Annotated in this window: 17 protein-coding genes; 9 read left to right on the plus strand and 8 right to left on the minus strand. The window is 71.5% G+C overall.

Annotated features, from left to right (window positions below):
* Positions 1–68 precede the first annotated feature (68 nt).
* The 6 genes from rsmG to rpmH form a co-directional block, all read right to left on the minus strand.
* Entirely contained in the window at positions 69–848 is a 780-nt protein-coding gene (gene rsmG, locus NLX85_RS31295; protein ID WP_254341416.1) for a 16S rRNA (guanine(527)-N(7))-methyltransferase RsmG, read from the minus strand.
* A 385-nt stretch (positions 849–1,233) separates the two neighbouring features.
* The gene (locus tag NLX85_RS31300; RefSeq protein ID WP_254341267.1) at positions 1,234–1,818 is read right to left on the minus strand and encodes a R3H domain-containing nucleic acid-binding protein; all 585 of its coding nucleotides are present in this window, start codon (positions 1,816–1,818) and stop codon (positions 1,234–1,236) included.
* A 216-nt stretch (positions 1,819–2,034) separates the two neighbouring features.
* Positions 2,035–3,033: a membrane protein insertase YidC gene (yidC, locus tag NLX85_RS31305; protein ID WP_254341269.1), complete on the minus strand. Its 999-nt coding sequence runs from the start codon at positions 3,031–3,033 to the stop codon at positions 2,035–2,037.
* A complete protein-coding gene (gene yidD, locus NLX85_RS31310) occupies positions 3,034–3,273 on the minus strand; it encodes a membrane protein insertion efficiency factor YidD (RefSeq protein ID WP_013477538.1) in 240 nt (79 codons plus the stop codon).
* Between the two features lie 41 nt (positions 3,274–3,314).
* On the minus strand, positions 3,315–3,728 hold the full coding sequence (gene rnpA / locus NLX85_RS31315; protein WP_254341271.1) for a ribonuclease P protein component: 414 nt from the start codon (positions 3,726–3,728) through the stop codon (positions 3,315–3,317).
* A 34-nt stretch (positions 3,729–3,762) separates the two neighbouring features.
* A complete protein-coding gene (rpmH, locus tag NLX85_RS31320) occupies positions 3,763–3,900 on the minus strand; it encodes a 50S ribosomal protein L34 (protein ID WP_074478258.1) in 138 nt (45 codons plus the stop codon).
* Between the two features lie 575 nt (positions 3,901–4,475).
* On the opposite strand from rpmH, the gene dnaA reads away from it, so the two are divergent.
* From dnaA to NLX85_RS31345, 5 genes are all read left to right on the plus strand, one after another.
* Positions 4,476–6,302, plus strand: a complete 1,827-nt coding sequence (gene dnaA, locus NLX85_RS31325) for a chromosomal replication initiator protein DnaA (RefSeq protein ID WP_254341273.1) — start codon at positions 4,476–4,478, stop codon at positions 6,300–6,302.
* Between the two features lie 759 nt (positions 6,303–7,061).
* Complete coding sequence (dnaN, locus tag NLX85_RS31330) at positions 7,062–8,195, plus strand: DNA polymerase III subunit beta (RefSeq protein WP_148429202.1); 1,134 nt, start codon at positions 7,062–7,064, stop codon at positions 8,193–8,195.
* A gap of 40 nt (positions 8,196–8,235) precedes the next feature.
* Positions 8,236–9,108, plus strand: a complete 873-nt coding sequence (gene gnd / locus NLX85_RS31335) for a phosphogluconate dehydrogenase (NAD(+)-dependent, decarboxylating) (protein WP_254341275.1) — start codon at positions 8,236–8,238, stop codon at positions 9,106–9,108.
* 16 nt (positions 9,109–9,124) lie between these two features.
* Positions 9,125–10,258: a DNA replication/repair protein RecF gene (gene recF / locus NLX85_RS31340; protein ID WP_254341277.1), complete on the plus strand. Its 1,134-nt coding sequence runs from the start codon at positions 9,125–9,127 to the stop codon at positions 10,256–10,258.
* A complete protein-coding gene (locus NLX85_RS31345) occupies positions 10,248–10,862 on the plus strand; it encodes a DUF721 domain-containing protein (RefSeq protein ID WP_374628705.1) in 615 nt (204 codons plus the stop codon). The genes recF and NLX85_RS31345 overlap by 11 nt, the downstream gene beginning before the upstream one ends.
* A gap of 3 nt (positions 10,863–10,865) precedes the next feature.
* Here the strand turns inward: NLX85_RS31345 and NLX85_RS31350 are convergent, their stop codons facing one another.
* The gene (locus NLX85_RS31350; RefSeq protein ID WP_254341278.1) at positions 10,866–11,096 is read right to left on the minus strand and encodes a hypothetical protein; all 231 of its coding nucleotides are present in this window, start codon (positions 11,094–11,096) and stop codon (positions 10,866–10,868) included.
* Positions 11,097–11,196: 100 nt separating this feature from the next.
* Between NLX85_RS31350 and NLX85_RS31355 the strand changes: the two genes are divergently transcribed.
* On the plus strand, positions 11,197–11,691 hold the full coding sequence (locus NLX85_RS31355; protein ID WP_254341280.1) for a MarR family transcriptional regulator: 495 nt from the start codon (positions 11,197–11,199) through the stop codon (positions 11,689–11,691).
* Here the strand turns inward: NLX85_RS31355 and NLX85_RS31360 are convergent.
* Entirely contained in the window at positions 11,676–12,230 is a 555-nt protein-coding gene (locus tag NLX85_RS31360) for a hypothetical protein (protein WP_254341281.1), read from the minus strand. The genes NLX85_RS31355 and NLX85_RS31360 overlap by 16 nt on opposite strands.
* Positions 12,231–12,811: 581 nt before the next feature.
* On the opposite strand from NLX85_RS31360, the gene gyrB reads away from it, so the two are divergent.
* From gyrB to NLX85_RS31375, 3 genes are all read left to right on the plus strand, one after another.
* Complete coding sequence (gene gyrB / locus NLX85_RS31365; RefSeq protein ID WP_254341283.1) at positions 12,812–14,758, plus strand: DNA topoisomerase (ATP-hydrolyzing) subunit B; 1,947 nt, start codon at positions 12,812–12,814, stop codon at positions 14,756–14,758.
* Positions 14,759–14,888: 130 nt separating this feature from the next.
* On the plus strand, positions 14,889–17,414 hold the full coding sequence (gyrA, locus tag NLX85_RS31370) for a DNA gyrase subunit A (RefSeq protein ID WP_254341285.1): 2,526 nt from the start codon (positions 14,889–14,891) through the stop codon (positions 17,412–17,414).
* 3 nt (positions 17,415–17,417) lie between these two features.
* Positions 17,418–18,326, plus strand: coding sequence for a DUF3566 domain-containing protein (locus tag NLX85_RS31375; RefSeq protein WP_254341287.1), 909 nt, complete (start codon positions 17,418–17,420; stop codon positions 18,324–18,326).
* Positions 18,327–18,340: the final 14 nt, after the last annotated feature.

Genomic DNA, 18,340 nt, shown 5'->3' on the forward strand with positions numbered 1-18,340 from the left:
GTTCTGATCGATGAGCTCACGCCCACCCGGTCCAACGACCGGGTGGGCGCCCGGAAGGCCTTACCGCGTCAGCGGTCCCGACCGTGGGAGCCGCGGCGGCGACCACCTCGCGAGCGCTTCGGCCCCTTCTTTTTGGCCGGGCCGACCACCCGTTCGCGGACCACCTCGATCACCGTGGCAGGCGGATCGATCACGTCGGCCCCGCACCGGTGCAACTCCGGCTCGCCGCCGCCGAGTCGGGTCACCGCGGGGGCGTGCTCGGCGATCTCCTCGGCGGCGGAGGCGCCCTTGAGCGCCACCAACCGGCCGCCGGGCACCGTCAGCGGAAGGCACCAGGCAGCGAGCCGGTCCAGCGCCGCCACGGCGCGCGCGGTCACGATGTCGGCGCTCAGCGGCTCCCGGTCGCGCGACCCCGTGGCGGCCTCCTCGGCACGCCCGCGGAACACCCGGACCGATCGGGTCAGCCCGAGGTGCTGCACCGCCTCGATCAGGAAGGAGGTCCGCCGGGCGAGCGGCTCGACAAGGGTCACCGTGAGGTCGGGGCGCGCGATGGCCAGCACCAGACCGGGCAGGCCCGCTCCGGACCCGACGTCGATGACGCTGGCCCCTTCCGGGATGCGCTCGGCCATCGCCGCACAGTTGAGCAGGTGACGGTCCCAGAGCCGAGGCGTCTCGCGGGGGCCGATCAGGCCGCGCACCACCCCGTCCGTGGCCAGCAGTTCGGCGTACGCGGCGGCCAGGTCGAGCCGGTCGCCGAAGAGGGTACGGGCCGCGTCCGCCAACTCGGGCGGCAACGTCGCCCCCGCTGGGGACGGCTGCTCACCGGCGGACCGGTCCGCACCGTCCACAAGGGACTGCCCCGCCGCGGCGCTCCGGTCACCGGAAGCCGGCACGGCGGCGGCGGTCGGCTCGGCGAACACCGGGTCGACGGGACCGGCCGTCCCGGCCGGCTCCGGCCTCGTGGACCCGCCCGGCGGCGGGGGCTCGCTGAAGAGGGCCGGCGTCACCTCGGCGGCCGGGTCCGCCGCGACGACCGGCTCCGGGCTGCGCTCGCCGGAGAAGGTGGGGTCCGCCGGGGTGGCGGGCCCCGCCGGCACCGCCGGGTCGGCCGGGACCTCGCCGGCGGAGAAGACGGGGTCGACGGCCGGGTCGGGGTGGACAGGGGACGGCCCGGGCGGCGCGCCGCCCGGGCCGGTCACGGCACCCGCCGTCGTCTTGTCGGAAGCCACCCGGTCAGTCCGCCACCGGCCGGACCACGATCCGGCGGTTCGGCTCGACGCCCTCGGACTCGCTCTCCACGCCGCTCATCGCGTTGACCACGTCGTGCACGCACTTGCGCTCGAAGGCGGACATCGGCTCCAGGCGGACGGGCTCGCCGTACTCCTTGACCTTCTCCACCGCGTTCTTGGCGACGGCGGCCAGCTCCTTACGCCGGGCGGCGCGGTAGCCGCCGACATCGAGCAGCAGGCGGCTCGGCGAACCGGTCTGCCGGAACACCGCGAGCCGGGCCAGCTCCTGCAGCGCCTCCAGGGTGGCGCCGCGCTGACCGACCAGGTTCTGCAGGCGCCCGCCGACCACCTCGACGACCGGGCGGCCGCCGGAGACCAGCTCGTCGATGTCGCCGTCGTAGTCGAGGATGTCGAGCAGGCCCTCGACGTAGTCGGCGGCGATCTCGCTCTGCCGGAACAGGTCGCTGTCGGCGGGGGCCTTCTTCTCCCGGGCCTCGCCCTGGGTCTCCTCGGCCTCCTCGGTGGTGGCGGCCGGCGCGCTCTCCTCGTCCAGGGACTCGTCGGCGCTGGGGATGCTGGTGTCGGTCACGGTCTCATCTCCGTACTCGCTCGGCCGGACCGTCGGGTCCGCTGGTCTCCCGGGGCCGGCGGGAGGTTTCGCCGGTGCCCTCGGGCACGTCTGTACGGGCCAGTTTCGCCCGTGACCGCGCTCCGCGCGGCGGTTCCGGCCCGGCGCCGACCTCTCGGTGGCAGCTCGGGGGCCGGAACGGGCCGCCACCGGGTCTCCGGCGGCGGCCCGGTGGGCTCAGCCCTGTCGCTTGGCGGGGCGGCTGCCGCTCTTCTTCGGGTTGACCGGCTTGGCGCCGGGCTTCGGGCCGGCGACCTTGGGGGCGGCGGCCGGGGCCTTGACGGCCGGCTGGGCGGTCTTGCGGCCGAGCAGGCCACCGGTCTTGGCCGGCTGGGCGTTCTTGCCGGCCGTCGCCTTCCCGGCGGTGCTGCTCTTCGGCGGCACCAGCGGCGGGAACTTCCGCAGCACCCACTGCTGCTGGCCGAGGGTGAAGAGGTTGTTGGTGACCCAGTAGATGATCACACCGATCGGGAAGATGGCGCCCGAGATGAGCAACGAGAACGGGATGCCGTAGAGCATCAGCCGCTGCACCATGCGCTGCTGCGGGTCCTCGGCCCAACCGGTCTTGAGGATCATCTGCCGGCTGGTCAGGTAGGTCGTGGCGATCATGATGCAGACCAGCACGCCGGCGACGATCTTCACGGTGGTGAGGTTCGCGCCGAGCGACGCCATCTCGGCGGCCGTGGAGCCGAACTTTCCGGAGATCGGGGCGGAGAAGAGCTTCGCGTTCGAGGCGCTGTTGAACTGCTCGACGGTCCAGCCGTACAGGGTCTTGCCCTGGTTGTCGGGGTTGAGCCGCTTGAGCGTGTGGAACAGGCCGAGGAAGACCGGGATCTGGAGGAACATCGGAAGGCAGCCCATGAGCGGGTTGGCCTTTTCGGTCCGATAGAGCTCCATCATCTCCTTCTGGAGCGTCTCCCGGTCACCCTTGTGCTTCTCCTGCAGCTCCTTGACCTTGGGCTGGAGCGCCTGCATGGCCCGCTGCGACTTGATCTGCTTGACGAAGACCGGGAACAGGATCACCCGGACCGTCACCACCAGGAAGATGATGGAGAGGATCCAGGCCCAGTTCGTGCCGATCACGGCGTCGACCGAGACCCCGATGGCGTCCCAGGCCGAGTGCCAGGTCAGCAGGATCCACGAGATCGCGTAGTAGATCCAGTCGAGACTAAACACTCAGGCTCCAGTCACGTCGGAACGGCGGCGGTCGCCCGGCTCCGGCACCGGGTCGTGTCCACCTGGGTGGAAGGGGTGGCAGCGCGACAGCCGCCGGACCGTCAGCCAGGCTCCCCGCAGCGCACCGTGCCGGGACACCGCCTCGACGGCGTAGGCACTGCACGACGGGTAGAACCGGCAGCGGGCCGGCAGTGCCGGACTTATCCACCGACGGTACGCGATGATGGGCGCCAGCAGCATGCGGGCACCGGTGGTGGGCCGCCGCGCGGCAGTGTGTTCGGTCACCGGGACCGCCGACCTCGGGGGGAGCGCGCGGCGGCGAGGGCGGCGTCCAGGTCGGCCCCGAGCCGGGCGTACGACGCCTCGGCGGCCGGCGGCAGGGCGCGTACCACCAGGGTGCTGCCGGCGGGCAGGTCGTCAAGCCGCTCGCGGACCAGGTGGCGGAGCCTGCGGCGGACCTTGTTCCGGACCACGGCGTTGCCGACGGCCTTGGAGACGACGAAGCCGGCGCGGCGGGGTGCGGAGGTCTCCGCACCGCTGCTCCGCGCCGGCTCCGGCGAGGGTGTCGCGGTGGGTCCGGTCTGCTCGGGGAGGGTCAGGTGGACCACGACGGCGCCGCGGCCGACGCGGCGACCACCCCGGACCGCTGCGGCGAAGTCGCTACTGCGCCGCAGTCGTTGCGCGGCGGCCAGCACGACTGCCCACGTCCCCGGACCGGACCGGTCGGCCTCAGGCCGACAGGCGGGTGCGGCCCTTGGCGCGACGGGTCGAGATGATGGCGCGGCCGGCACGGGTGCGCATGCGCAGCCGGAAGCCGTGGGTCTTCGCGCGCCGGCGGTTGTTCGGCTGGTAGGTGCGCTTGCTCACGTCAGGCTCTCCGTTGTCGTCGGCCCCGCGCGGGGGATCGCCCGGGGTCGTGTGGTGGTCCAGGCCACCTCTGCGGTGGCCTCCGATCGGTGCTGTCCGGCGGCGCGGGACCTCGGCGATGCGGGGAGGCGACCGCGGACAGCAAGCACCCATCACCCTAGCAGAGGGCGAGAGAGCAGCCGTTCCAGCCTACGCAGGGCGGCAATGACCGTCAAACCTCACACCAGGGCCCCGACCAGCGCCGGAAGCGCGACCGAAGGGGCGGTTTTCACTGATGTTGACAAGGCTGCCCCGGTGTCGACGGTTGATGGCGCGGGGTCCGCGCTGTTAGCGTGCCCGATTGCGGTCAGCGTCGGGGGTCTCGGTTTGTCGCTGACCGGCAAGACCGGACAAGGTAGTGAATCGTTCGGCACGGTGAACCCGCTTCAGCGCCTCCGGGAACCAGGGGGCAGGTCCGACCCGCGTCCGGTGGGCGGCCACAATCGGTCGGTACACACAGGCTGTGGATAACTTGTGGATGACGACCGGTCAGCCGTCCGGGCGGGCGTGAGGAGAGGCGAGGGGGTGGCACGACGGTGACCGGATCGAACGACCTTGCCGCGGTGTGGACGGCGACGACCGACGAGCTCGCCGACGAGATCATCTCCGCGCAGCAGCGGGCGTACCTCCGGTTGACCCGGCTCCGCGCGATCGTCGAGGACACCGCGCTGCTCTCCGTGCCGGACGCGTTCACCCGGGACGTGATCGAGTCCCGCCTCCGCCCGGCCATCACCGAGGCGTTGAGCCGCCGGCTCGGCCGGCCCATCCAGGTCGCCGTCACCGTTCGCGTGGCCGAGGACCCGGGGGCTCGCCCGGCCGGCACCGTCTACCGCAGCGCCCCCGAGCCGCTCGCAGGCACCGCCGACCTGCTCGCCGGCTTCGACCAGCCCGCACCGGCGGACGCCGCGCCCGGCTTCCCCGACCTGGGCTTCCCGCCGGCCCGGCCGGAGGCCCCCGCGTACGCCGACCCGCGCCCGGAGCCGCCGGCCGAGGAGCCGGCCCCCCGGCAGCGCACCGCCGACGGCGCCCGCCCCCAGCTGATCCCGGCCAGCCGGGACGGGCAGGACACGCTCTTCAGCGCCGCCTTCGCCGAGCCGCTGCGCGCCGCCCCCGAACGCCGCGCCTTCGACGAGCGGGCCCGGGTCGAGACGCCCGCCCCCGACGCCGGTGGCTACGAGCCCCGCTACCGGGAGGCGCCCGGCCCGGCCGACGCCCCGCCGCTGCGCGGCCTGCCCCGCGAGGGCGCCACGGACAGCGGCCCCGGCCGCGGCGCCCTGGACCACCGTCCCGGTGGCCCGGCCGACCGGCGGCTGCCCGGCGGGGCGGAGAGCGGCGGCAATCGGCTCAACCCGAAGTACATGTTCGAGACGTTCGTCATCGGCTCGTCCAACCGCTTCGCCCACGCGGCGAGCGTGGCGGTGGCCGAGTCGCCGGCGAAGGCGTACAACCCGCTGTTCATCTACGGCCACTCCGGGTTGGGCAAGACCCACCTGCTGCACGCCATCGGGCACTACGCCACGACGCTGGGCAACGCCCGCTCGGTCCGGTACGTCTCGACCGAGGAGTTCACCAACGACTTCATCAACTCGCTGCGGGACGACAAGACGAGCGCGTTCCAGCGCCGCTACCGGGACGTGGACATCCTCCTGATCGACGACATCCAGTTCCTGGAGAACCGGGAGCGGACGCAGGAGGAGTTCTTCCACACCTTCAACACCCTGCACAACGCCAACAAGCAGATCGTGATCACCTCCGACCGGTCGCCGCGCCAGCTCGCCACGCTGGAGGACCGGATGCGGACCCGGTTCGAGTGGGGGCTGCTGGCCGACATCCAGCCGCCGGACCTGGAGACCCGGATCGCGATCCTGCAGAAGAAGGCCGCGCAGGAGCGGATGTACGCCCCACCGGACGTGCTGGAGTTCATCGCCTCCCGGGTGTCGAACTCGATCCGGGAACTCGAGGGCGCGCTGATCCGGGTCACCGCGTTCGCCAGCCTCACCCGCTCGTCGGTCGAGCTGTCGCTGGCCGAGGAGGTCCTGCGGGACTTCATGCCGGACGGCGCCGGACCGGAGATCAACGCCGACCAGATCATGGCCTCCACCGCGGACTACTTCGGGGTGAGCCTGGAGGACCTGCGCGGCCACTCCCGGTCCCGGGTGCTGGTCAACGCCCGCCAGGTGGCCATGTACCTGTGCCGGGAGCTGACCGACCTGTCGCTGCCCCGGATCGGGCAGGCGTTCGGCGGCCGGGACCACACCACCGTCATGCACGCCGACCGGAAGATCCGCCAGCAGATGGCGGAGCGGCGCTCGCTCTACAACCAGATCGCCGAGCTGACCAACCGGATCAAGCAGACCACCTGATCCGTACGCCGACACGACGCCCGGCCGGACCCACCGGCCGGGCTTTTTCGTGCCTGTGGAGAGCCGGGCTTGACCCTCGACCCGGTTCAGGGCCCACGATCGGGGTCGTGTTCATCCACAACTCGGCCCGCTTGTCCACATCCCTTGTGTCACAGGCGGTGGATAACCACGCTCGGTTCCGGTCCGGTTACCCACAGACTGTGGACAACCCCTGGGGACGACGCTGTGGACGCCTGGGGACGACGGTCGGGTTGTCCACCGACGACGGTCGGCCTGTGGGCGACCTGTTGAAGGTTCTGGGGATGACGACGGTCGACGCGGCCGGCGCTGTCCACAACACTGGGGAGAAACCCGGTGGATTAGCGGTGGACAACCGGTGGACAGCCGTGGAAAACCCGGCGGCCGGTGACGGCTGTGGACCGCGACACGGGTTGTACCCCTGGTTCTCCACAGCGAAACCACCGGTGGATAACCTGTCTGACCTGGGCGGACGCCGGTTCTCCACAGTTTGCACAGGTGCGATGAAGACGATGAGTTATCTCTTCTAAACAACAAAAACCAATCATCACCGTTGGACTTCCTGTGGATCGGGCCGGAGCACTGCCGCCGGCAGTCGCCCGGGCACCTGGATCCACGGGGTCGGGCGCACAGCCGATGCCCACGCGCCCTAAGGTGCGATGGGTACCCGCACGGTCGGGCGGGACGGGTGGCAGCGGTCGGCATGAGAGAGTTGTCGCTGACGTCGACGCGGAGGCATTGATGAAGTTCCGAGTGGAGCGCGACGCGCTCGCCGAGGCGGTCGCGTGGACCGCCAAGAGCCTGCCCAACCGACCCTCCGTACCGGTGCTGGCCGGGGTGATGCTCCGCGTCACCGACGGCAACCTCCAGGTTTCCGGCTTCGACTACGAGGTCTCCAGCCAGGTCACGGTCGAGGTGCAGGGTGACGCCGACGGTGCCGCCCTGGTCTCCGGCCGGCTGCTCGCCGAGATCACCAAGGCGCTCCCGGCCAAGCCGGTGGACATCGCCGCCGTCGGCGCGCACCTGGAACTGGTCTGCGGCAGCGCCCGGTTCACCCTGCCGACCATGCCGGTCGAGGACTACCCGACCCTGCCCGAGATGCCGGAGAGCGCCGGCACCGTCGACGCCGCCGCGTTCGCCGCCGCCGTCGCCCAGGTGGCCGTGGCCGCCGGCCGCGACGAGACGCTGCCGATGATGACCGGCGTCCGGATCGAGCTGTCCGGCAGCACGCTGGCCATGCTCGCCACCGACCGCTACCGCCTCGCCCTGCGCGAGATGGAGTGGAACCCGGACGACCCGGAGATCAGCCTCAACGCGCTGGTGCCCGCCCGTACGCTGCACGACACCGCCAAGGCCCTCGGCCCGCTCGGCGGCCACGTCACCATGGCGCTGTCCCAGGGCGGCGCCGGCGAGGGCATGATCGGCTTCTCCGGCGGCACCCGCCGGACCACCAGCCGGCTGCTCGATGGGGCCAACTACCCGCCGGTGCGCTCGCTCTTCCCGGCCAGCCACAACGCCGAGGCCCGGGTTCCGGTCGCCACGCTCATCGAGGTGGTCAAGCGGGTGGCGCTGGTCGCCGAGCGCACCACCCCGGTGCTGCTCAGCTTCAGCTCCGACGGCCTGGTGGTCGAGGCCGGCGGCACCGAGGAGGCCCGGGCCAGCGAGGCCATGGAGGCGACCTTCACGGGTGACCCGCTGACCATCGGCTTCAACCCGCAGTACCTGATCGACGGCCTCACCAACCTGGGTGCGCAGCACGCCCAGCTGGCGTTCGTCGACGCCTTCAAGCCCGCGGTGATTTCCCCGGCGGGCGAGGATGGCGAGGTCATCCCGGGGTACCGGTACCTCATCATGCCGATCCGCGTGTCCCGCTGATCGACGGCAGCACCACCCAGACGTACGGAGGTAGGAGCAGATGCAGCTCGGCCTGGTAGGACTCGGCCGGATGGGCGGCAACATGCGCGAGCGGTTGCGCGCCGCCGGTCACGAGGTGGTCGGCTACGACCGCAACGCGGAGCTGAGCGACGTCGCGAGCCTCGCGGAGCTGGCCGAGAAGCTGGAGTCGCCCCGCGCCGTCTGGGTGATGGTCCCGGCCGGCGTCACCGACGCCACCATCGACGAGCTCGCCGGCGTCCTCGGTGAGGGCGACATCATCATCGACGGCGGCAACTCCCGGTTCAGCGACGACGCCCCGCGGGCCGAGCGCCTCAACGAGCAGGGCATCGGCTACATCGACGTCGGCGTCTCCGGCGGCGTCTGGGGCAAGCAGAACGGGTACGCCCTGATGGTCGGCGGCGCCCGGGAGCACGTCGAGCGGCTCATGCCGATCTTCGAGGCGCTCAAGCCGGAGGGCGAGTTCGGCTTCGTGCACGCCGGCCCGGTCGGCGCCGGCCACTACTCCAAGATGGTGCACAACGGCATCGAGTACGGCCTGATGCACGCCTACGCCGAGGGCTACGAGCTGCTGGCCGCCTCCGAGCTGGTGACCAACGTGCCGGGCGTTTTCAAGTCCTGGCGCGAGGGCACCGTGGTCCGGTCCTGGCTGCTCGACCTGCTGGACCGGGCGCTGGACGAGGACCCGGAGCTGGCCGAGCTGAGCGGCTACACCGAGGACACCGGCGAGGGCCGGTGGACGGTCGACGAGGCGGTCCGGCTCGCCGTGCCGCTGAACGTCATCACCGCCTCGCTGTTCGCCCGGTTCGCCTCCCGGCAGGACGACTCGCCCGCCATGAAGGCCGTCGCCGCGCTGCGTCAGCAGTTCGGCGGCCACGCCGTCCACAAGCGCTGACCGGTATCCACAGCCTGTGTACGTCCGCCGGCTCGAACTGGTCGACTTCCGCTCGTACGAGCGGGTCGGCGTCGACCTGGAGCCGGGCCCGAACGTGCTGGTCGGCGCGAACGGCGTCGGCAAGACCAACCTGGTCGAGGCGTTGGGCTACGTGGCGACCCTGGACTCGCACCGGGTCGCCACGGACGCCCCGCTGGTCCGGATGGGCGCCGCCTCGGCGGTGATCCGCTGCGCGGTGGTGCACGAGGGCCGGGAACTCCTGATCGAGCTGGAGATCGTTCCGGGCAAGGCCAACCGGGCCCGTCTGGGCCGCTCACCGGCCCGCCGCGCCCGGGACGTGCTGGGCGCGCTGCGGCTGGTGCTCTTCGCCCCGGAGGACCTGGAGCTGGTCCGCGGCGACCCGGCCGAGCGCCGCCGCTACCTGGACGACCTGCTGGTCACCCGCCAACCCCGGTACGCCGGGGTGCGCGCCGACTACGAGCGGGTGGTCAAGCAGCGCAACGCGCTGCTGCGGACGGCGTACCTGGCCCGGAAGACGGGCGGCTCGCGGGGCGGGGACCTGTCCACCCTCGCGGTCTGGGACACCCACCTGGCGCACCACGGCGCGGAGTTGCTCGCCGGCCGGCTGGAACTGGTCGCCGCGCTGACCCCGCACGTGGCCAAGGCGTACGACGCGGTGGCGGCGGGCCGGGGCGCGGCGGGGATCGCGTACCGGCCGTCGGTGGAGCTGCCGGAGTCGACCACGGACCGGGCGGCGCTGGTCGAGGCGCTCGCCGCCGCGCTGACCGCGAGCCGGTCGGCGGAGATCGAGCGGGGCACCACCCTGGTCGGCCCGCACCGCGACGACTTGGCGCTCTCCCTCGGCCCGCTGCCCGCCAAGGGTTACGCCAGCCACGGCGAGTCCTGGTCGTACGCCCTGGCACTGCGGCTGGCCGGGTACGACCTGCTGCGCGCCGACGGGATCGAGCCGGTGCTGGTGCTGGACGATGTCTTCGCCGAGCTGGACGCGGGCCGGCGCGAGCGGCTGGCCGAGCTGGTGGGCGGCGCGAGCCAGCTTCTGGTGACGTGCGCGGTGGACGACGACGTGCCGGCGACCCTGCGGGGCACCCGGTACGCGGTGGGCGAGGGGACGGTACGCCGTGTCGGATGAGGTGCAGCTCCCGCCCGCACGGCTGGGGCCGGGACGCGGTGGGCGTACCCCGGAGGGGCCGGAGGCGAAGCCGGGCGGTGAGGCCGGCGCGGCCCCGGCGGAGGGGGCGGCCGGGCCGGAGCTGGCCCGGGCGGTGCTGGACGCCGCGAAGGCCCGGCGGCAGGCGGCGGCGGGCACCCGGCGGCGGGGCGCGGTCCGGGGCGACGGCGAGAAGCGGCTGCGGGGCTACTCCGGCCCGGGGCCGGACCCGCGCGACCCGCAGCCGCTCGGCGCCGTGCTGGACAAGCTGGTCAAGGCCCGCGGCTGGCAGCAGCCGGCGGCCGAGGCGACGGTCTTCGGCGCCTGGGAGCGGGTGGTCGGGCCGGAGGTGGCGCAGCACAGCCGCCCGGTGAAGCTGGAGAACGGCGAGCTGACCGTGGAGGCGCGCTCGACGGCCTGGGCCACCCAGCTGCGGCTGCTCGCCGGCTCGCTGCTCAAGCAGATCGCTCGCGAGGTGGGCCACAACGTGGTGCGCAAGCTGCACATCCACGGCCCGGCCGCGCCGTCCTGGTCGCGCGGCCCGCGGCGGGTGCGGGGCCGGGGGCCACGCGACACCTACGGCTGACCGTCACCGTTCGGTGCGGCGTGCCTCCCGCTGGGCGCGCTTGAGTTCCCGCTGTTCGCGGCTCCACTGCTTGCGCCGCTCCAGGTCCTGCTTCCAGGCCTCGCGGGCCAGCCGGGAGCCGCCCTGCACGGCGCCCTGCACCTGGGACGGGCCGGCGAGGTTCTGGAACACCCAGCCCAGCAGGCGACCGCCCTTGCCGGAAGCGTCGCCCACCTGCTGCTCGTCGCCGCTCATCCGCCCGCCCTCTCCTCGCCGACCACGTTACGATTGGTGCCCCAATAATTGGTACACCAATCGTTGCTACCATCGCAACGACCGGACGAGGAGGACGAGGGTGGCCGATCGGCTCGAAGGCGATCCCCTGGCGCTGGAGCAGCAGGTGTGCTTCGCGCTCTCCGTCGCCGCGCGCGGCGTCGTCGCGGTCTACCGCCCGCTGCTGGAGCCGATGGGGCTCACCCACCCGCAGTACCTGGTCATGCTGGCGCTCTGGCAGCACGCGCCGCTGTCGGTCCGGGAGCTGAGCCGGCTGCTCCAGCTCGATCCGGGCACCCTGTCACCGCTGCTCAAGCGGCTCGAAGCCGCCGGCTACGTGCGGCGGGAGCGCGACGCGTCGGACGAGCGCAGCCTGGCCGTCTCGCTGACCGCCAGCGGGCAGGCGCTCCGGGAGCAGGCCGAGCGGATCCCCCCGGCGATCGTGCAGCGGCTCGGCCTGCCGCTGGCGGACCTGCGGCACCTGCACACGGTGCTCACCGAGGTGATCGCGGCGGCCAACCGGGCCGCGACGGCGGAGCCCGGTGCCGCCGGGCAGCCGGGTCAGGCGTCGGCGTAGACCGCGAAGCCGCGCTCGGCGCAGCGCCGGTAGAAGGCGGCGAGCACGCTCAGCTCGGCGCAGGTGAAGTTCCACTGCGGGGGCTCGCCGCTCTCGTCGCGCAGCTTGTCCAGCCGGCTGTCGAGCCAGCGGAGCTGCTGCTCGGCCAGGCGCCCGTCGCCGAGCAGCGAGCGCAGCACCTCGCTCACCGACTCGAAGGTGACCGCCTCGCCGAACGGGCGGTGCCGGGCCACGAACTTCTCCAACCCCTCGGCGATCCAGGAGCAGCCGTCCGGGTCGATCACCGGGTCTTCGTCCTCGGCCGAGTTCTCCGTGGCGTAGAGCACATTCTCCAGCCCGAGGATGAGGTCGACCAGCTCGGTGTACGCGGTCGCCCGCACCGTGCCGGTCTTCGCGATCAGCTCGGCGAGCGCGGCGGTCGGTGCCGAGATGCGTGGCATGTCCACGATCTCGCCGAAGTCGACGAACTCGGCCGGCGCGACCGGATCGTAGAAGCGGCCGGTCCGCGGCCAGTGCACCGCGACGTTGTCCAGCCCCATCTGGCGTCACCTCTCAGCAAGCACGTTGTCCGACCCGTCGGGTCGATCGTCCCGGTTCCGTCCCCTAAAGATCAAGACCGCAGGCGGCGACGCCGCAAAAGGTACGGCACGGCAGGTCCCGCCGCGACCCCCGGTCGGTTACCCGCCGCTACCGATCCGTGCCGGCCGCGCCCTCGATCAGGGCCACCGACGACTTCAGCTCCGCGCGTCTGATGCCGCGCCGCGACCTGAAGCCGTCGGTGGCGTGTAGGGGGAGTCGCGGACAGCGCGATTCGGGCCGCTACGGCATTCTCAGCCGCCCCGGAGGGGTGCCGAGTGGCGGTTTGGTCGGCTGCGCACAGTAAGATTGACGGCGAGACGAAAGACCCGACACGGAGCGACGGACACGGGCCCACCGGGCCCTTGATCATTGTCCCGCATCGGGTCGAGCCGATCGCGATCCGCGGGCAACCGCGGCGACCGGCGTACGCGATCCGTGACCTGGAGATCCGGGGACCGGTCCGTGCGCGCCGACGTCGCGTCCTGTCCGCCGAACCCGCGCCCCGCGCCTTGGCGCGGTCGGTGCGAGAAAGTGGCCGAGGGTGGCAGCGGAGGACAACAAGAAGTACGGCGCCGAGTCGATCACCGTTCTCGAGGGCCTCGAGGCGGTCCGGAAGCGGCCCGGTATGTACATCGGGTCCACCGGTGAGCGCGGCCTGCACCACCTCGTGTGGGAGGTCGTCGACAACGCGGTGGACGAGGCGATGGCCGGCTACTGCGACACCATCGACGTCGTGCTGCTGGCCGACGGCGGGGTCCGGGTCACCGACAACGGGCGTGGCTTCCCGGTCGACCTCCACCCCAAGCTGAAGAAGCCGGGTGTCGAGGTCGCGCTGACCGTGCTGCACGCGGGCGGCAAGTTCGACGGCAAGGCGTACGCGGTCTCCGGCGGCCTGCACGGCGTCGGCGTCTCGGTGGTGAACGCGCTCTCCACCAAGATGGCCGTGGAGATCCACAAGGACGGCTTCGTCTGGCGGCAGGAGTACCACCACTCCAAGCCCACCCCGCTGGAGAAGGGCGAGCCGACCGACCGGACCGGTTCGGCGGTCTCCTTCTGGCCCGACCCGGACGTCTTCGAGACCGTCGACTTCGACTTCCAGACCATCTACCGGCGCCTGCAGGAGATGGCCTTCCTCACCCGTGGCCTCACCATCCACCTGCTCGACGAGCGGGTCTCGGAGGGCGAGGAGGGCAAGCTCCGCGAGGTGACATTCCGCTACGACGGCGGCATCGCCGACTTCGTCCGCCACCTCAACGCCTCGAAGAACCCGATCCACAAGACGGTGGTCGAGTTCGGCGCCGAGGAAGAGGGCATGTCGCTCGAGATCGCCATGCAGTGGAACGAGTCGTACGGCGAGTCGGTCTACACCTTCGCCAACAACATCAACACCCACGAGGGCGGCACCCACGAGGAGGGCTTCCGCAGCGCGCTGACCAGCGTGGTCAACCGCTACGGCACGGACAAGAAGCTGCTCAAGGGCGACGAGAAGCTCTCCGGCGAGGACATCCGCGAGGGGCTGGCCGCGATCATCTCGGTCAAGCTGACCAACCCGCAGTTCGAGGGTCAGACCAAGACCAAGCTGGGCAACACCCCGGTGAAGAGCTTCGTGCAGCGGGTCTGCAACGACCGCCTGGTCGACTGGTTCGACCGGAACCCGGCCGAAGCCAAGATGATCATCCAGAAGGCATCCCAGGCGGCGCGGGCCCGGATCGCCGCGCAGCAGGCGCGCAAGCTGGCCCGGCGCAAGTCGCTGCTGGAGTCCGGCTCGATGCCGGGCAAGCTGGCCGACTGCCAGTCCACCGACCCGCGCGAGTCCGAGGTGTTCATCGTCGAGGGTGACTCCGCCGGCGGCTCGGCCAAGCAGGGGCGCGACCCGCGTACCCAGGCGATCCTGCCGATCCGCGGCAAGATCCTGAACGTGGAGAAGGCCCGGATCGACCGGGTGCTGAAGAACAACGAGGTCCAGGCGCTCATCACCGCGCTGGGCACCGGCATCCACGACGACTTCGACATCGAGAAGCTGCGCTACCACAAGATCGTGCTGATGGCCGACGCCGACGTCGACGGCCAGCACATCCAGACGCTTCTGCTCACCCTGCTCTTCCGCTTCATGCGACCGCTGGTCGAGCTGGGCCACGTCTACCTGGCCGCCCCGCCGCTCTACAAGATCAAGTGGAACAAGAAGGGCGACGACGCGCAGTACGCGTACTCGGACCGGGAGCGGGACGGGCTGATCGCGCTGCGCCAGCAGAAGAAGCCCAACGCCCGGCCGGACGACATCCAGCGGTTCAAGGGTCTCGGCGAGATGAACTATCCCGAGCTGTGGGAGACCACGATGAACCCGGCGACCCGCACGCTGCGCCAGGTGACCCTCGACGACGCCGCAACCGCCGACGAGCTGTTCAGCGTCCTGATGGGTGAGGACGTCGAGGCGCGCCGGTCGTTCATCCAGCGCAACGCCAAGGACGTGCGGTTCCTGGACATCTGACGGGCCGGGCCGGGTCGGCCGGAGATCCACCGGCCGACCCGGCGGTCCACAGAGTTATCCACAGTCTGGCCGGTTTCCACAGCGGTTATCCACAGCACGAAAACGACTCTGAGTCTGATAAGGGTTAACAGTGACCGATACTCCCGAGTCCACGCCGAACGAGCCGGAGACCCCGGAGACACTCGCCGCGGTCGTCGAGCACGACCGGATCGAGCCGGTCGGGCTCGAGGTCGAGATGCAGCGCTCGTACCTCGACTACGCGATGAGCGTGATCGTCGGGCGGGCCCTGCCGGACGTCCGGGACGGGCTCAAGCCGGTCCACCGCAAGATCCTCTACGCCATGTTCGACTCCGGCTACCGGCCGGACCGCGGCTACGTGAAGTGCTCCCGCGTCGTCGGTGACGTGATGGGTCAGTTCCACCCGCACGGCGACTCGGCCATCTACGACGCGCTGGTCCGGATGGCGCAGCCCTGGTCGCTGCGCTACCCGCTGGTCGACGGCAACGGCAACTTCGGCTCGCCGGGCAACGACCCGGCCGCGGCCATGCGGTACACCGAGTGCAAGCTCGACCCGCTGGCGATGGAGATGCTCCGGGACATCGACGAGGACACCGTCGACCTCCAGGACAACTACGACGGCCGGGCCAAGGAGCCCACCATCCTGCCGTCCCGCATCCCCAACCTGCTGATCAACGGCTCCGAGGGCATCGCGGTCGGCATGGCCACCAAGATCCCGCCGCACAACCTGCGCGAGATCGGCGCGGCCGTGCAGTGGTGCCTGGAGAACCCGGAGGTCGACGAGGCCACCACCCTCGAGGCGCTGCTGGAGATCGTCAAGGGCCCGGACTTCCCGACCCACGGCCTGATCGTCGGCCAGGCCGGCATCCAGGACGCCTACCGGACCGGGCGCGGCTCGATCCGGATGCGCGCCGTGGTCGAGGTCGAGGAGGACAAGCGCGGCCGGCCGGCGCTGGTGGTCAGCGAGCTGCCCTACCAGGTCAACCCGGACAACCTGGCCGAGCGCATCGCCGAGCTGATCAAGGAGGGGAAGCTCGCCGGGATCGCCGACATCCGCGACGAGTCCTCCGGGCGCACCGGCATGCGGATCGTGCTCGTGCTCAAGCGCGACGCGGTCGCCAAGGTGGTGCTGAACAACCTCTACAAGCACACCCAGCTCCAGGAGACCTTCGGCGCCAACATGCTGGCGCTGGTCGACGGCGTGCCGCGCACGCTCAACCTGGCCCAGTTCCTCCGCTACTACGTCGAGCACCAGATCGAGGTCATCCGCCGGCGGACCGCGTTCCGGCTGCGCAAGGCCGAGGAGCGGGCGCACATCCTGCGCGGTCTGGCCAAGGCGCTGGACGCCCTCGACGAGGTGATCGCCCTGATCCGGCGCTCGCCCACGGTCGAGGACGCCCGCCAGGGCCTCATCCGGCTGCTGGAGATCGACGAGGTCCAGGCGACCGCGATCCTCGACATGCAGCTGCGCCGGCTGGCCGCCCTGGAGCGGCAGCGCATCCTGGACGACCTCGCCAAGCTCGAGGTGGAGATCGCCGACCTCAAGGACATCCTGGCCAAGCCCGAGCGGCAGCGGCGGATCGTCTCCGAGGAGCTGGGCGAGATCGTGGCCAAGTGGGGCGACGACCGGCGCACCAAGATCGTCCCGTTCGACGGCGAGGTCTCGATGGAGGACCTCATCGCCCGCGAGGACGTGGTCGTCACGATCACCCGCACCGGGTACGCGAAGCGCACCAAGGTCGACCTCTACCGCTCGCAGCGGCGCGGCGGCAAGGGCGTCAGCGGGGCGACGCTGCGGCAGGACGACATCGTCAGCCACTTCTTCGTATGCTCCACTCACGACTGGATTCTGTTCTTCACGAACAAGGGCCGGGTCTACCGGGCCAAGGCGTACGAGCTTCCCGAAGCCAGTAGGGTGGCCAAGGGCCAGCACGTGGCCAATCTGCTCGCCTTCCAAGCGGACGAGCAGATCGCGCAGATCATCGAAATTCCGAACTACCAGGTGGCCCCCTACCTGGTACTGGCCACGAAGAACGGCCTGGTGAAGAAGACGCGGCTCGAGGAGTTCGACTCCAACCGTTCCGGCGGAGTCATCGCGATCAACCTGCGCGATGAGGACGAGCTGGTCGGTGCTGCCCTCGTCGCGCCGACCGACGACCTGCTGCTGGTCTCCAAGAACGCCCAGGCGATCCGCTTCAACGCCAGCGACGAGGCGCTGCGCCCGATGGGCCGGGCCACCTCGGGTGTGATCGGCATGCGGTTCAGCGAGGAGGACGTCCTGCTCGCGATGGAGGTCGTCCGCGAGGGCATGGACATGGACGTGCTGGTCGCGACGAACGGGGGATACGCGAAACGTACCCCGATCGAGGAATACCCGGTCCAGGGCCGGGGAGGTAAGGGCGTGCTGACTGCCAAGATCACCGAGCGACGCGGTGGTCTGGTCGGCGCCGTGGTGATCAGCCCGGACGACGAGCTGTTCGCCATCACCAGCAACGGTGGCGTCATCCGGACTCCGGTGAAGCCTGTACGCCGTACACGGGACCGGAACACAATGGGGGTCAAGCTGATGGACCTCCCGGACGGCGTGACTATCGTGGCGATTGCTCGCAATGCCGACGAGCCTGACGAACAGGACTAGTTGATGACGGAGACACAGGCGAAGTCGGGGAACAAGGGGACCTCGGCCAACCCGGTCGACGAGGAGGCCGCACAGGGCGGTACACCAGCGACCGGCCGCGCGGCCGTGGGCCGGGCCACCGTCCCCGCCGACGCGCCTGCCCCGAAGTTCACCCGGGCCCCCGGCATGACACCGCCGCCGGACAAGCCCGGCGAGGACTCGCGGCCGTCCGACCAGGCCGAGACGAAGGTCGACGCCCCGACGTCGGCCGACGGCCTGGCCGCCCCGGCCGCGGCGAAGCCCGCCACGACCCCGCAGCCGGCCAAGCCGGCGGCGGCCGCCCGCCCGTCCACCGGCACCACCGGCACCCAGCCGCGTGTCGGCGCCGGCCTCGGCACGGCGCCGAAGCCGTCGCCGGACGGCGCGCGTCCCGGCACCCCGGGCCGCCCCGCCAACGGGGGCGGCCTGCCGCCGGGCATCAGCGGTGCGGCGGCCGTCGGTGCCGCCCGCGTGGGTGAGGCGGTACGCGCCGCGCGTACCTCGGTCAGTTCGGCCGCGTCGCGCGGGCCGCGCCGGGCCCGGCTGAACCTCAAGCGGATCGACCCGTGGTCCGTGATGAAGTTCGCGTTCGCGGTCTCCGTGGTGCTGTTCATCGTGGTGGTCGTCGCCACCTCGGTGCTCTACCTGGCTCTGGACGCGATGGGCGTGTTCAAGAGCGTCAACGACAGCCTGACCGACCTGGTGAACGCCGGCGGCGGCCAGGGCGGCGGCGGCTTCCGGATCACCGCCAAGGGCGTGATCCTCAGTTCCGCGCTGATCGGCCTGGTCAACGTCGTGCTCTTCACCGCGCTGGCCACGCTTGGCGCATTCGTCTACAACGTCTGCGCCGACCTGGTCGGCGGGATCGAGCTGACGCTCGCCGAGCGCGACTGAACCCGACGACGACG

The organism is Micromonospora sp. A3M-1-15 (assembly GCF_024213425.1).
In the GTDB taxonomy this organism is placed as follows: Bacteria; Actinomycetota; Actinomycetes; order Mycobacteriales; family Micromonosporaceae; genus Micromonospora; species Micromonospora chersina.

Excerpts from the sequence above, each read along its gene's own strand:
- yidD (WP_013477538.1), bottom strand. The coding sequence starts at position 3,273 with ATGCTGCTGGCGCCCATCATCGCGTACCGTCGGTGGATAAGTCCGGCA.
- dnaN (WP_148429202.1), top strand. The coding sequence starts at position 7,062 with ATGAAGTTCCGAGTGGAGCGCGACGCGCTCGCCGAGGCGGTCGCGTGG.
- gnd (WP_254341275.1), top strand. The coding sequence starts at position 8,236 with ATGCAGCTCGGCCTGGTAGGACTCGGCCGGATGGGCGGCAACATGCGC.
- NLX85_RS31350 (WP_254341278.1), bottom strand. The coding sequence starts at position 11,096 with ATGAGCGGCGACGAGCAGCAGGTGGGCGACGCTTCCGGCAAGGGCGGT.
- NLX85_RS31360 (WP_254341281.1), bottom strand. The coding sequence starts at position 12,230 with ATGGGGCTGGACAACGTCGCGGTGCACTGGCCGCGGACCGGCCGCTTC.
- NLX85_RS31375 (WP_254341287.1), top strand. The coding sequence starts at position 17,418 with ATGACGGAGACACAGGCGAAGTCGGGGAACAAGGGGACCTCGGCCAAC.